The 14,303-nt window shown below is 40.3% G+C and carries 13 protein-coding genes; 5 read left to right on the top strand and 8 right to left on the bottom strand.

Features of this window, described 5'->3' with window-relative positions:
- The first annotated feature begins 17 nt into the window (after window positions 1-17).
- On the top strand, window positions 18-1,058 hold the full coding sequence (locus tag AAEY87_RS00205) for an aldo/keto reductase (protein ID WP_068034404.1): 1,041 nt from the start codon (window positions 18-20) through the stop codon (window positions 1,056-1,058).
- Window positions 1,059-1,180: 122 nt separating this feature from the next.
- On the opposite strand, the gene AAEY87_RS00210 is transcribed toward AAEY87_RS00205, so the two are convergent.
- On the bottom strand, window positions 1,181-2,005 hold the full coding sequence (locus AAEY87_RS00210) for a lysophospholipid acyltransferase family protein (RefSeq protein ID WP_068034402.1): 825 nt from the start codon (window positions 2,003-2,005) through the stop codon (window positions 1,181-1,183).
- A gap of 438 nt (window positions 2,006-2,443) precedes the next feature.
- On the opposite strand from AAEY87_RS00210, the gene hflX reads away from it, so the two are divergent.
- The 4 genes from hflX to AAEY87_RS00230 all read left to right on the top strand — a co-directional run bounded on the left by hflX (window position 2,444) and on the right by AAEY87_RS00230 (window position 6,851).
- Entirely contained in the window at window positions 2,444-3,922 is a 1,479-nt protein-coding gene (hflX, locus tag AAEY87_RS00215; protein ID WP_068325893.1) for a ribosome rescue GTPase HflX, read from the top strand.
- Window positions 3,923-4,391: 469 nt separating this feature from the next.
- Window positions 4,392-4,826 (top strand): CidA/LrgA family protein, encoded by a 435-nt coding sequence (locus AAEY87_RS00220; protein WP_350655441.1) that lies wholly within the window; start codon window positions 4,392-4,394, stop codon window positions 4,824-4,826.
- A 16-nt stretch (window positions 4,827-4,842) separates the two neighbouring features.
- Window positions 4,843-5,532, top strand: a complete 690-nt coding sequence (locus AAEY87_RS00225) for an LrgB family protein (protein ID WP_068034397.1) — start codon at window positions 4,843-4,845, stop codon at window positions 5,530-5,532.
- A 503-nt stretch (window positions 5,533-6,035) separates the two neighbouring features.
- On the top strand, window positions 6,036-6,851 hold the full coding sequence (locus AAEY87_RS00230; RefSeq protein WP_068038919.1) for a lytic transglycosylase domain-containing protein: 816 nt from the start codon (window positions 6,036-6,038) through the stop codon (window positions 6,849-6,851).
- 122 nt (window positions 6,852-6,973) lie between these two features.
- Here AAEY87_RS00230 and tsf read toward each other — a convergent pair whose 3' ends face one another.
- The 7 genes from tsf to AAEY87_RS00265 all read right to left on the bottom strand — a co-directional run bounded on the left by tsf (window position 6,974) and on the right by AAEY87_RS00265 (window position 13,969).
- Window positions 6,974-7,858 (bottom strand): translation elongation factor Ts, encoded by an 885-nt coding sequence (tsf, locus tag AAEY87_RS00235; RefSeq protein WP_068034395.1) that lies wholly within the window; start codon window positions 7,856-7,858, stop codon window positions 6,974-6,976.
- A 332-nt stretch (window positions 7,859-8,190) separates the two neighbouring features.
- Window positions 8,191-9,006: a 30S ribosomal protein S2 gene (rpsB, locus tag AAEY87_RS00240; protein ID WP_068034393.1), complete on the bottom strand. Its 816-nt coding sequence runs from the start codon at window positions 9,004-9,006 to the stop codon at window positions 8,191-8,193.
- Between the two features lie 433 nt (window positions 9,007-9,439).
- The gene (locus AAEY87_RS00245; RefSeq protein WP_068034390.1) at window positions 9,440-9,889 is read right to left on the bottom strand and encodes a chemotaxis protein CheX; all 450 of its coding nucleotides are present in this window, start codon (window positions 9,887-9,889) and stop codon (window positions 9,440-9,442) included.
- A 41-nt stretch (window positions 9,890-9,930) separates the two neighbouring features.
- On the bottom strand, window positions 9,931-10,380 hold the full coding sequence (locus tag AAEY87_RS00250; protein WP_350655443.1) for a chemotaxis protein CheX: 450 nt from the start codon (window positions 10,378-10,380) through the stop codon (window positions 9,931-9,933).
- Between the two features lie 30 nt (window positions 10,381-10,410).
- The gene (locus AAEY87_RS00255; protein ID WP_068034386.1) at window positions 10,411-10,773 is read right to left on the bottom strand and encodes a response regulator; all 363 of its coding nucleotides are present in this window, start codon (window positions 10,771-10,773) and stop codon (window positions 10,411-10,413) included.
- Between the two features lie 20 nt (window positions 10,774-10,793).
- Window positions 10,794-13,004: an ATP-binding protein gene (locus AAEY87_RS00260; protein ID WP_350655444.1), complete on the bottom strand. Its 2,211-nt coding sequence runs from the start codon at window positions 13,002-13,004 to the stop codon at window positions 10,794-10,796.
- 68 nt (window positions 13,005-13,072) lie between these two features.
- Window positions 13,073-13,969: a substrate-binding periplasmic protein gene (locus AAEY87_RS00265; protein ID WP_350655445.1), complete on the bottom strand. Its 897-nt coding sequence runs from the start codon at window positions 13,967-13,969 to the stop codon at window positions 13,073-13,075.
- Window positions 13,970-14,303 lie beyond the last annotated feature (334 nt).

Below are 14,303 nucleotides of genomic sequence, written 5' to 3' on the forward strand. Positions count from 1 at the left end.
TCAAAAAGGATACTCGTATGCAATATCAAATGCTTCCGCAAATCGACGAAAAAGTTTCTAAAATCTGTCTAGGTACGATGACATGGGGACAGCAAAATACTGAGGCTCAAGCACATGAGCAAATGGATATGGCGCTAAGCGAAGGCGTAAATTTTTGGGATACTGCAGAGATGTATCCTTCACCGCCGGACAAAGACAAACAAGGTGACACCGAACGTTACGTCGGCACTTGGTTCAATAAAACCAAGCAGCGCGACAAAGTCATACTCGCTAGCAAAATGTCGCCAATGAGCTTTTTACGTGACGGACAAACCCGTTATACCGCTGAACAAATAAGTAGCGCTATTGATGGCAATCTTGAGCGTCTGCAAACGGATTATATCGATATCTATCAGCTGCACTGGCCTGAACGTCAATCAAACTATTTTGGACAGCGTGGTTATACTGAAGACATGGCCGCGCAACCGTTAGAAGACTTAACGCCATTTTTGGAAACCATCAGCGCTTTAAACGATGAGATTAAAAAAGGTCGTATTCGTGCTTATGGACTATCCAATGATACCGCTTGGGGTTTGATGCGCTATCTGTGGGAAGCAGATAAAAATGGTCTAAAAGCACCGATTACTGTGCAAAATCCATATAGCTTGCTTAACCGTTTATATGAAGTAGGAATGGCAGAGATTTCGCATCGTTCGAACGTCGGTTTACTCGCTTACTCACCGCTTGGCTTTGGCGTACTATCAGGTAAATATCTCGATGGCAAACGACCTGCTGGTGCACGCTTGACTAAATATGACCGTTTTGAGCGCTACGTTAATGAACAGGCAAAAGAAGCGACGGCTCAGTATGCCAAGATAGCAGCTGATGCCGGATTAGATATGGCTCAAATGGCACTGGCATTCGTCAATTCACGCTCATTTGTCACCAGTAATATCATTGGGGCAACGACTCTCGAACAGTTAAAGTCAAATATCGACAGCATTAACTTGACCTTGACCACCGATGTAATTGACGCTATAGAAGCGGTGCATACACGCCAGCCTAATCCGTCTCCATAGAGTTGTATGACTAACCTTACTTAGTGGTTATCACTGACATAAAAAAGGCGCAAATCGCTAGTGTTATCGCTGCGATTTGCGCCTTTTCTAATTCTAATAGCAATTTCAAGCACTTCAATAAATTACGAAGTTGAAGCCAATTTTTCTATTTTATTAGCAGGTTGACTTAACACGCGATTATGTAGCTCCGCTAAACCATCTTGCATACGCTTCTGTAATATATTGGTCAGCTCACTCTTACTACGGCCGTTCGGGTCTAACGGCTCAAGCGGCAATACATAAGCGGTCACATCTTTACTATCTAACACCCGTTTTATACTGGTTTTCATCGTAAGCTTGCCATAATAAGGCAACTCTTCACTCAACGTGCCGTCCTTATTAACATAGCATAACACTAGCGGCTGAATAGGCACGTCAGCGTCGATAGCCGATTGCAATAAGGTGCCATGAATACGTTTTACCTTTTTGCCATCAGTTGTGGTCGCTTCGGGGAAAAATATCACCGAAAAGCCTTCATTCAAGAAGCTGGCAATTTGCGTCGTGACTGAGCCTACGTCACCAGAGCCACGTTTAATAAACACTGTTCCTGCTGCATGAACAAGCTTACCGAAGATAGGCCAATCACCAATCTCTGCCTTTGATAAAAAGAAAGCTGGACTGACTGTGCCGACTACCGGAATATCCATCCATGAGACATGGTTGGATACCCATAGACCATGATGCTGCGGCACAGGCTCAACTTGGACAATTTTAACGCCAAAGGAGCCTGCCATCTTGCGGCAAAAGGTCTGGATATAGCGTGGTAGCGTCTCACGTGGTGGCTCACGAAAGGCACCAATACGTTGCGCTGTCCGCATACCACCGGCAATAGTAGAGGTCATACCAGCGATTTGCTTACCACGACCTAGCTGTTTTCTGAGCGAAAAGCCTGACTTAGATTGGCTCATCTGTGTCCCTCATGATTAGATAACTGTTTGAATAATTATTTATTTAAATTAGAAAATTTGGGTTAAGTCCGTAGGTTAAAACGTACATCTTAACGGCAAAAAACGAGATAAGTATAACAAAATTTTGTCAGTCAGTGACGATTTGTTCACTCAGTCCTAACATGCTTCTTTTGGCCTAATACTCTTTATTATTTTACTAAAATTTCACTCTGTTTATTTAGCGTTTTTTATCATTGTTATTATTCACTTTGAAGACTGTACTATTAATAATGATAAGTTTTACAAATAGCTCTGTAACATAAAACAATCGTTAATTATCTTTATACGCTTTAATATCAAGACATCAGACCACATATAGACCTTATCTTAACGCTGCTTTAATGAGCCAATCTCATATAATAGTAGCGATTTATTTACTCTATTCATAGGTGATACTCTTTGGATTATTTTGAAAGACATTCAGGTGGCGAACGCGCCATTATCGTACATTTAGACATCCGTCAAATCCAAGATCCTGACGATCTAGGCGAGTTTGAGCTGTTGGCGGATTCGGCAGGTGCAGATCGTTTAGCACTCGTCACTGGCTCACGCTCAAGACCAGATGCCAAATACTTCGTTGGCAGCGGTAAAGCAGAAGAAATCGCTGAACTGGTACGTGAACATGACGCCGATATTGTTTTGTTTAATCATAGCTTATCGCCATCCCAAGAGCGTAATGTTGAGGCGTTGATTAAATGCCGCGTACTTGATCGCACTGGTTTAATTTTAGACATCTTTGCTCAGCGTGCGCGTACTTATGAAGGTAAGTTGCAGGTAGAGCTGGCACAGCTGAACCATTTGTCTACGCGCTTAGTACGCGGTTGGACGCATTTGGAACGTCAAAAAGGTGGTATCGGTCTGCGTGGTCCAGGTGAAACTCAGCTTGAGACAGATCGCCGCTTACTACAGACACGAGTCAATCAGCTTAAGAACAAGCTTGATAAAGTAAGACAAACTCGCGCGCAAGGTCGAGCTAAGCGTCAAAAATCAGACGTGCCAACGATTTCATTAGTGGGCTATACTAACGCGGGTAAGTCAACTTTGTTTAACCGCTTAGTTGATGAAAACATCTATGCAGCGGATCAGCTATTTGCAACCTTAGACCCTACTTTACGCCGCTTAGACTGGCAAGGCGTGGGGCGAGTAGTGTTGGTCGATACCGTTGGTTTCGTCCGTCACTTACCGCATGAATTGGTTGAGTCTTTTCATGCTACTTTGGAAGAGACGCTAGAGGCTGATTTATTGCTACATGTCATCGACTCATCTAGTGAAGATATGCATGAGCAAATCCAAGCGGTTAAAGATGTCTTGGCTGAGATTAGTAACGATGTACCAGTGCTCAATATCTATAATAAAATTGATTTGACAGGTGAGCCTGCGCATATAGGCTATGCGACCGAGGGCGAACCCAATCGCGTCTATGTGTCATCAAAAGACAATCTAGGCATGGAAGAGCTGTCACTTGCCGTGCAGCAATTACTGACGGGTACCCTAACCACGTTTGACTTGACCCTTCCTTATGATGCCGGTCAGCTCAAAAACACATTATACGAGCTGGGTGTTATCCAAGCAGAAAGTTACGATGATACGGGACATGAATGCTTAACCATTCGTCTGCCAAGCGATAGACTTAAGCAATTACTGGGACAAGCGAACTTGTCACCATTAGACGTCTTACCATTAGCGCAAGCAACATTATTGATGCCTACGCTTGAGCCATTTGAAAAAGCTATCAAAGACGATCAAGTTACTGATGGCTTTGAGAATGCTAATACTCAAGAGTCTGATGACTTTCTTGAGACTGATACTAATTTTGACATCGATACTGATGCCAACTTGGATACTGATGAACCATCCACTACTGATTCATCGTCTTAGACCTACTTGATGAGAGTCATGTTTTAATCTAAAACAAAAGCCTGTACTTGCTATCATCTAGCTTGTAAAGGCTTCTTTTATTCTAGCCATGCTAACTACTTACGTAGCAAAAACTTTTAGCAAATTCAGGTATTGAACCTTGCTGGTCAGATATGACCATCTAGCAAGGTTTATTAGTCTATCTATTGTGTATATAATCAAGCGAAGTTTATTACAGAGTCAATAAAATTTATTATTGACTGCACACTACTGCCTGTCGCTTATAACCATATTCTATATAGTCGATTCAATTTAAAAGCGGTACAAGGCAACCGAGTGCGGATGTATATGTAATACTTCAAGCGAGATTAACGCAGTAACTCTTTTATAGTGGATTGACTATAACATAGCTTTCTACGCCAACAGCTCACAACCCTTATCCTATCTTACTGATGACATTTACTAATTGCTATCTTGGCAAGGAATGCTTATGAAGACGACTCACTCATCGACTATGCCACCATGGATTGCGTTAATATTGACGCTAGCTATGGTTATTGTTGTCCGTGAAACAGCGGTTGTTATTTGTCAGTGGGCGGGTATTGAAAAAGCCGCCAATGTAGTTGGTTTAGTAGCGATGTTTTTTATTCTTGTAGCATGGCGATTGCTAAAAGGTTTACCGGGCTGGTTGACCAAAGCTAGCAATACACTACTAGTGGATAGTGGCTTTGCCTTTTTGCCAGTATCAGCTGGTGCAGGCTTGCTACTTTTTGCATTAGGTGATGAGTTATGGGGCGTCATGCTAACCATATTGATTAGTACGCTGATACCGCTTTGGGGTCTGGGGCTACTTGCCAATCGTTGGCTAAATCATAATGCAGACATAAATACTGACACTACTAACCAGCAAAAGGGACAGCAATGAGCTGCGGAGGAAAATTATGAGCTTTGATAGTGTATTTATGGCTACCCTTGCAGCGATATTACTGACTCTAGCGGCGCACGTGATTGCTCGCGTATTAGCAAGGAAGATATCTTGGCTGCCTATGGTTATCACTGCGCTTGTATTAGTCATCGTGTTCTTATTCATTCTGCGGTGGGATTACAATAATTATTACGGTGTTGCCAAACCAGTATTCGATCACTTATTAGGTTATGTAACCGTATTGCTAGCTGTACCACTGGCAGCGATGAGTTTTAAAGGTCTACCTGTCAAAAGCTTAACTCTAATTGTGGTTATTGCTAGTCTGGTTGGGGCATTACTACCGATGTCATTGGCTTATATATTCTCACTGAGCCATGACACTATACTGGCCTTCGCTACCCGTTCTGTGACCACGCCTATTGGCCTGAGTGTGGCAGATTTGATTAAAGCACCTCTGGCAATGGCTAACTTAATTATTATTGTCTCAGGACTGATAGGTGGCACTTTGGCTCGATTTTTATTTCGCGGTATTGATGACGACCGTGCTAAAGGCTTGGCTTTAGGACTAGCGGCTCATGCCTTTGGTACCGTAGAAGCTTGGCAAATAAGTCATACTGCTGGACGCTATGCTGCGTTTGGACTGGCGGTAAACGGTTTGCTTACCGCAGTTTGGGTACCTATATTCATTGGGGCTTTAGGTATCTAGATATCTTGTATTAAGAGCTACTATATTGAGAGCTCTTGTATCAAGAGCTATTAACTATCAAGTTCACCACTTATCACAGCTATTATCTTCATTAATAATACAAACTTCTGTTCAACCTAACTTTAAGACTATTAACGCTTTATTGATTTTTACCATTTTGCAATCATATTATAGATAGAATTATTCATCTCTCGTTACTAGTTTTAACCAATAGATAGGTAACATTAATATTTTGATTTGGTTAAGATTTTCTTACAAATTAAGAGCTATCAAAATAGTCATCTTCGTTAAGATTATAGGGTTAAAAGTTATTTTATGTTATAGTAAGCAACTATTATCTTTTGTATCTATTGCAAGTGATTTTTATTAGACGTGATTTTTGTTGGTTATTTATTTTAGCTACTGTTATGAAATTCTATAATCGCGGTAACGACTTTGATAAGCAAAATATCGCGCCTATGAGCAAAGCAATTTGCTACTATTCGATGAAAAGTGATACCTTTATGATAAATATTGCACCCTTCTTTAACCGTTTTTTATCTCCTGTTTTATGGACTACTGTTGCCCTATCTACTCTATCTGTTACTGCTCAAGCCGGTAACATGTATATTTATAAAGACAAAGGTGGACAAGTTCTCCTCACTAACGTCAATCCAAGTGGCAACTTTGATAAATTTACCAAAAAAGTAAAAGTTACTTATTATAAAGATTCAAAAATGTATGATGGTGCCAGCAATAGCACTGATTATGGCAGTAGCTCTGCGAGTAGAAGTGGTACTCGTGATGCCTATGACAGTTATATCCGCGCCTCTGCTTCTCGTCACGGTATTGATCCTGGCTTAATGAAAGCAATGATGCATACTGAATCAGCCTTTAATCCAAATGCACGCTCTCCTGTAGGAGCACAAGGCTTAATGCAATTGATGCCTGCTACGGCTAGTCGCTTTAAGGTTAGTAATCCTTGGAATCCTGCTGACAATATCGAAGGCTCGGCCAAATATATCGCTTGGCTCATGCGCCGCTTCAACAATAATGTTGAATTTGCGATTGCAGGTTACAACGCCGGAGAAGGCAACGTAGATAAATACAATGGTATTCCGCCTTTCAAAGAAACTCGTAACTATGTCAAACAAGTGATGAGCCGTTATCATAGTTTATATAAAAACGATTCTGGTCTCTCAGGTAACACTATGAGCGCCAGTAATACAACGATCAATAGCAATGATAACAGTGGCGGGATGCAAACCGTCAGTTATGGCACTAGTAATAACAGTGGCAGTGCCAGTTATGCTAACTCTGCCTATGCTGCACTACGGTAATTAAAAAGCAGTTATAATATTGAACGTTAGTAATAGACACAAAAAAGCCCGTTAATCAAATAACGGGCTTTTTTATGCTAAATTGAAAACATCGATTAGCAATGGGTACAATAAATTAAAACTTATTTATTGGCTAATGCTTGTGTAGCAGCAACTTCAGCAGCGAAGTCTTCTTGCTTTTTCTCGATGCCTTCACCAACTTCTAAACGTTTGAAACCAAGTACTTTTACGCCTTCAGCTTTTAGAACGTCACCAACTTTTTTCTCATTGTCCATAACGTAAGGCTGACGTAGTAAAGTTACTTCGTCTAGGTATTTACGTAAGCCACCTTCAATCATTTTTTCAACGATGTTGTCAGGCTTGCCAGACTCTTTCGCTTTTGCTTCAATGATATCTTTTTCGCGTGCTAGTACGTCAGCTGCAACGTCTTCGTCATCTACTGCGACAGGGTTAAATGCAGCAATGTGCATGGCAAGGTTTTTGCCAGTATCTGCACTGCCGCCTTCGTAAGATACAACCACACCGATACGTAGACCGTGACGGTATGATGCAATATTGTCGCCTTCAATAGTTTCAACACGACGGATTTGAATGTTTTCGCCGATTTTTTGTACCAATGATATGCGAGCTTCTTCAACAGTTTGACCATCGCCATAAGGCAATTCAGAGATAGCAGCAACATCAGTGACGTTGTTTTCTAACGCAAGATTGGCAACTTTTTCTGCAAATGCAGTAAAGCTATCATCTTTTGCAACGAAGTCAGTTTGGCAGTTAACTTCTAATAAGAATGCTTTATTGTCGCCTTGAGCGATGATAATAGCGCCATCAGCTGCGATGTTACCCGCTTTTTTAGCCGCTTTTGCTTGGCCAGACTTACGTAAGTTATCAATGGCAACTTCAACATCGCCGTTTGATTCTTCTAACGCTTTTTTACATTCCATCATGCCAAGACCAGTACGGTCGCGCAGTTCTTTTACCATTTTGGCAGATACTTTTACTTCTGTCATAAGAGTCACCTTAGTATTGTTATGTATAGGAGTGCTTAATTTCTATGTAATATATTTTCGATATTTGTTATTACTGTGTCGCTCTTATCGCAATGAGAGCGCTCATTATTGGTCGTTATCACAACTATTGCATGTCAAGTATTGTATATAACGAGAACAAATATAAGCGATAATACTCGCCTATTAACGAGCTTCCCATCAACAATAAGGCATGACGAGTAAAACTACATCATGCCTATTGTGAGCTTATACGCTGTTAATAACCTTATATGGATGTCAATAAAAACACTATCAAGACACCCTTACAAAGTTAAACCTTAGGGGTCAGCTATTTATTCTGCTGGAGTTGCAGCTTCTTCTGCTTTAGCTTCAGCTGGTGCTTCTTCAGTAGCAGCAGGCGCTTGCTCTGAAGTTTGCTCTTGCTCAGCTTTGCCACCAGCTTGAGTCTGTGCATACTCTTTACCAGCGATAATCGCATCAGCAATAGAAGTTACATACAGCGTCACAGCACGGATAGCATCATCGTTTGCAGGGATGATGTAATCAACGTTGTCTGGGTTAGAGTTCGTATCAACGATACCGATAACTGGGATACCTAGGTTTTTAGCTTCTTTGATCGCGATCGCTTCATGATCTACATCAACGATAAAGATTGCATCAGGTAGGCCGCCCATATCTTTAATACCGCCTAGTGAACGCTCAAGTTTTTCCATATCGCGAGTACGCTCTAACGCTTCACGCTTAGTTAGCTTAGCGAAAGTACCATCTTCTGCTTGCTTTTCAAGCTCTTTTAGACGGTTGATTGACTGGCGTAGTGTTTTCCAGTTAGTCAACATACCACCTAACCAGCGATGGTCAACGTATGGCATGCCAGCACGAGCAGCTTGCTCACGGATGATACCGCTAGCAGCGCGTTTAGTACCAACAAATAATACTTTGTTTTTCTTAGCAGCTAGGCCATTCACGTAAGTCAATGCTTCGTTGAATGCTTTTACAGTATGCTCTAAGTTGATGATGTGAATCTTGTTACGTGCACCAAAGATATATGGACCCATTTTTGGATTCCAAAAACGTGTTTGGTGACCAAAGTGAGCGCCGGCTTGTAGTAAGTCACGCATTTCAATTTTAGTTGGATTCTTTGTAGCCATGTCAAATGTCCTGTTGGTTGGGTTATGCCTCCACATCACAAAAACTGCCTATCTAGCGACACGCATTTGCTTACGATCTATGCTTTATATGTGCAACATCGTAATTATCTATTAAATGCAAATTAATCAAGTCGCCAGACACCCAGCAGTTTTTTGCCATGATGTGTGTGTCATTGGTTGGTTTAAAAAATTGAGCTATAGTCAAAAATATAAGTAAATTATAGAAATAGCTGCGCTACATTTTATCATATAACTCATGATAAGCTCCAGCAGTTTATTGAAGCAGATATAAGTTATAAATAATTGTTTTGATTGGATACTTTATCTCTCTCATTAATTAAGGCTAACACGAAGCACTTATTAATAAAGCATAAAAAAACGACGCATATACGTCGTTTTTTTAATCATAGCCAGTTTTGCTGATTAATTTAGATTAAGCGATACAGATACCTATCACTGCCTCATAGCCGCGCCATGTGAAGGGTGTAATGTAACTATGCCGGTCTTTTGGCAGATAAGACACGCTTGGTGCACCTTCAACAATCTTAGGTGGCGAGATGATGAACTCCGAACCAAATTCAGTACGCGCGTTACCAGATATGGTATTGGCCATTTCACCAAGTAAGTCTTTCATCATCGTAATTGATGAATCAGGCTCACCCATAACTTTGATAACCTCGCGCAGCATAATGCTTGGAGCGCTCACATAAACACAGCCTTTAAGAGGGCCTGATATTTCAATAACACCGCTATAGTCATAACCAATAGCGCTTCTGTTGTTATTTAAATAAGGAGTGCTAATAGCCACTTGTGCGTCATCGATCTGCGTAAAAAATGCATTAATCGAACTTAGAAACACACCTAACTTCTCTACTTTAACCATAATATATTATTGTCCATATTCATCACGTGCCAGCAGGATAATTAATCCTGCAGACAGACCACAATCTCGCCGACTTGCGACAGCCAAGTGATGGGAATGATAAAGGAACGCTCACCGCTAGGTAATACAATACTTTGCGGTGAACCTTTAAACACGAACGGTACCGAGATATGAAATTCTGCACCAAATTCATTGCGGGCATTGCCAGCTATCGTATTGGCAACCTCACCCGCAAGGTCCATGTAAATCTCTTCACTCTCGTCAGTTTCGCCCATACTGTTTAATATAGAAGCCAGTAATTCGCGCGTTGCTGAAAAGTACACCACGCCTTTTTGAACCCCTGATATACCAATTACACCTGTATAGTCATGGACTTTTGGCTGTTTATTTTCTAATAAGTAGGGAGTATCAGCGATAAGCTCTGCACCCCCAAACTGATTAAAATAGTTGCTAATAATGTTCAAAAAAATCTGTAGCTTTTGTTCTTTCATAATTACATCTACTTAAGTCGTTGGATGATATCAGTCTTGCATCAGCTCATACAAAGATTCTACGAGATCTTCTTCTGAAAAAGGTTTACAGAGAAACCCGCTGGCGCCCAACGATAATGCTTCAATACCTGTAGATTTATCAGACAAAGCCGATACAACCAAAATCCGTACATCAGGATCAATAGCAATAATCTTCTCGATACATTCAAGACCATCCATTTGCGGCATGGTTAGATCCATCGTGATGACATCTGGGCGATGCATATTGAATTTTTCAATGGCTTGAACACCACTGGTTGCTGTAGCAACCAACATGAAATTTCCTGAGTCATAAGCCCGCTGAATCCGGTTCCGGATAATATTGGAATCATCAACAATCATTAGTTTATACATAACGTATCTATTATCCTTAATTAAGCGTTAGGTAGCGTAATGACAAAACGCGTCATCTTGCCATACTCACTATTTATATTGAGCTTACCATCGTATTCTTTTACTTGAGCCTTGATGATGTCTAAACCAACACCGCGACCGCCGTCTTCGTCTGCATTCTCCTTGGTAGAAAACCCAGAAGAAAATAGTTGCTTTAGTAAGCCACTATGATCAAGCTGACTCGCTTCTTGTACATCGAAACGACCTTCTTTGACTAGCTTTTCACGAATACTGTCATAGTCAATGCCTTGGCCGTCATCTTGTAAAGTAACAACGAAGTCTTGGCCAGTACTTTGCATTTCTAGACCAATGGTACCAACAGCAGGTTTACCCACTGATTGACGTATATCAGGTGTTTCAATACCGTGTACTACAGCGTTACGTAGCAGCTGGATACTAATTTCTTTAACGGTATTTCTGAGGCGTTCTGGTATTCTAACTTGCCCTAAAGTAGTACTATCAAGCTGTACTTGCTTACCTTGTCTTGCTGCAATATCTTGCGCAAAATCATGATAATAAGCTAGCAGATGACTATCTGACTCTTCCTCTAGGTCAATATCATTACCTTCAACTTCTAAATCATTCATCGAAAAGTTCGTTGCTTGAGTCTCGGCTACAGGCGTACTCAAATCTGCCACTACAGAGTTTGGTATTGTTGCCGCACTGCTATTCGCTGCACTTGCTGGTGACGAACGATTTATACGTTCTCCTAATTTTTCGATAGTATTAGATAGGCTCAATAAGTCATCTAAATGCACTGCCAAAGGTAGGAAATCATTACCTGATAGCTTGCCTTGATTTTGTAGCACGTTAAGCTGATCTTCTGCCTCTGATGCAATCTTAGTAAAACTATGCAGTTTTAATGCTGAAGCCTCACCTTTCAAGCTATGCATTTCACGATAGATAGAGTTTAACTTAACCTCAAGCTCGTATTGCGTGCTCCCAGGATTCTTCAAGACATTATTGATTTTTTCGATATGATTTTTGGTATTAGCGATGAACTCATTAATGATTTTTGGATTTACGTTCAAGATGGTTGTTAACATCTCAATCTGCATGTCATTCTGTGAGCGCTCTTTTTCTAGACGTTGTTCTAAGTAAACAGCGTCTGAGACATCATTAACGTTGACCAAAATACGAGCAATATCTTTATCTTCATAAACACGTGAGAATCTAAAATCTAAGAAACGACTGTCTGAGCCATGCTCACCAGACGTGTTATGTAGCAAGACTTTATGTAGAGGATTAAGGTCATTGACGAGCTTTTCTTTAACGCGCGGGTTATATAGTTGCTCAACGAATTGACGCGTGGTCTTTAGGTCTTTATCAGAAATACGGCCACGTAGTACGTTGGCAAAGTTTTCTCCTGCCAAGCTATCAGCGCCAATAATACTATTAAGTGCCCGTGAATGCTGCTGACCAATATTTAAGTCTTTATCCAGCAAGAACAAACCTGTATTAACCGTTTGCATAATCTCTTGTGTTTCGCGACGTGCAGCCAATGCTTCAGCATCAGTATCACGCAAGCGACGTACAAAGAAGAATACGAAGATCAAAAAGTAAGCAAAAATAGCCGCAACGCCAAGTAACTGAATCAGGCGAATGGTCGTAGCTTGGCTTTCTGTTTCTTTATAAACCTCGCTAGTGAGCTTATCTAGAGCATTATTCATCCGTAGACTAGAGGTTTTTGCCTGTTCATAAGCCAATGCTAGTTCATCTGAAGAGTCAACACGAATATCACTAGCACCCTCAAGATAGTTTGCAATCAATGGCTTAAGATTACTCCAGTCTTGCTTTGCTTCTTCTAAGGCTGCCAATTCAGTTGCCGTCTTGATACTTGGAATATTATAAGCACTCCCCGTCGCATCAACGTATTCCGAGCCTTCACGCATACTAACCAGTAATAGATCAATCTCCTTAGTATTATTCTCTAGTCTTTCTCTCACACGCTTTTGATGAGGAGAGTTGATATGCTCACCCACACTGCTTTGTAAATCAAACAAGTCTTTGATGATAGATTGAGCATTGTTAGCTGTTTTATTAGATATATTTACTAGTGTGGTATTGCGCTCAAGAACACTTGAGGTATAAAACGTAAAGGCGAGCAACACTCCAATCAATGCCAAGAAGGCAGCAATCGACAGAATCAAACCACGATAACGTGAATTACCGTTTTGAGTTGATATAGTCATAGCATATTCCTTTTAATGTGTAGATAAATTCATATTTTTTACTTATTTAGAAGTAATACGTTCCATAACTACTGCACTTGAGTCTGCTGCAACATCTCCTCTTGCTGTAAGGATATTTTGGTCAAATCTGTGCCGAACCATTTAGTGGTTAACCTTGCATAAGTTCCATCTTCTTTAAGCCCTTTTAATCCTATATTTACTTTTTTAAGCAAATCAGGTTGGCTTTTATCAATTAGAAATACTTTGTGAGCACCATCTGCTCTAATACTTTCATAATCGAAATACTGTGGCTGCAGACTTGGTAAATCGTTTAAGGTATAGCGGAGTACGCCTGAATCATCTACAACCGCATCAACTTTGTCTTGTACCATAGCTTCTACTGCTGCAAATGTGGTTGGATATTGTTCTATAGCTTTAGTTTTATAATTTCCCTGAACAAAATATTCATATGGTTCTGAATTACTTAATACACCCAGCCTTACATTACTTAGATCATTCAAAGATTGAATGTTTAATGACTTATCCAGATACACAAGGCTGGTAGGAAGCGGTGCATAAGCATTTGAAAGCAAATACTTACTAGCGCGCTCATTACTATAAGTTAACCCTGCTGCTACCATATCTCGACTTTTATTATCCAAATTGTTAAACAATCCTTCCCAAGGATCATTATAGACTTCAATTTTAAAGCCTTGGTTTTCACCAATATACTGCATGAGTTCTATATCGAATCCAGTTACATTTCCGTACTCATCCTTGAATTCATAAGGAGCATAGTTTGCCTCAGTGCCTACTTTGACGACTGGAGCGCTATCAGGTAATTTACTTACAAAAGCATCTTTATTTTCTGTCACTACTGGACTGTTGGTATTTGCGCTGTCTTGCGTAGTAGCATTATTAGGATTACTACAGCCAAACAAACCAACACTTAGTACGATAGGAAGTACTCGATATAATTGCTTCATGATCTGTCCTTGAAAATTAAAAAACATCTACGTTTTAGTTAGTAATGATCGCTAGCTTTGATATTTAACATCCATTCATTTATGCAAAATGAAAAATACTTTTGCTTACGTATGTTTTGTATAGTGTATTAATGTGCCGTAGTGAATGCAGATAGCCTTCAATGATAAAATCTTTTGATAAAAAGTTATTGATTCAATATTTTCTAACAAATGCATTTAATAACAATTTAGTATGTTTCTACGACAAATAAACCATATCTTTATTACAGAAATTTACAATGAATAATACTTAAGTAACTTTGCAAAAGCAATCAAGGTAAGCGGATAGTAAATG

This window comes from Psychrobacter sp. S1-30-MNA-CIBAN-0213 (assembly GCF_040309845.1).
Lineage (GTDB): Bacteria > Pseudomonadota > Gammaproteobacteria > Pseudomonadales > Moraxellaceae > Psychrobacter.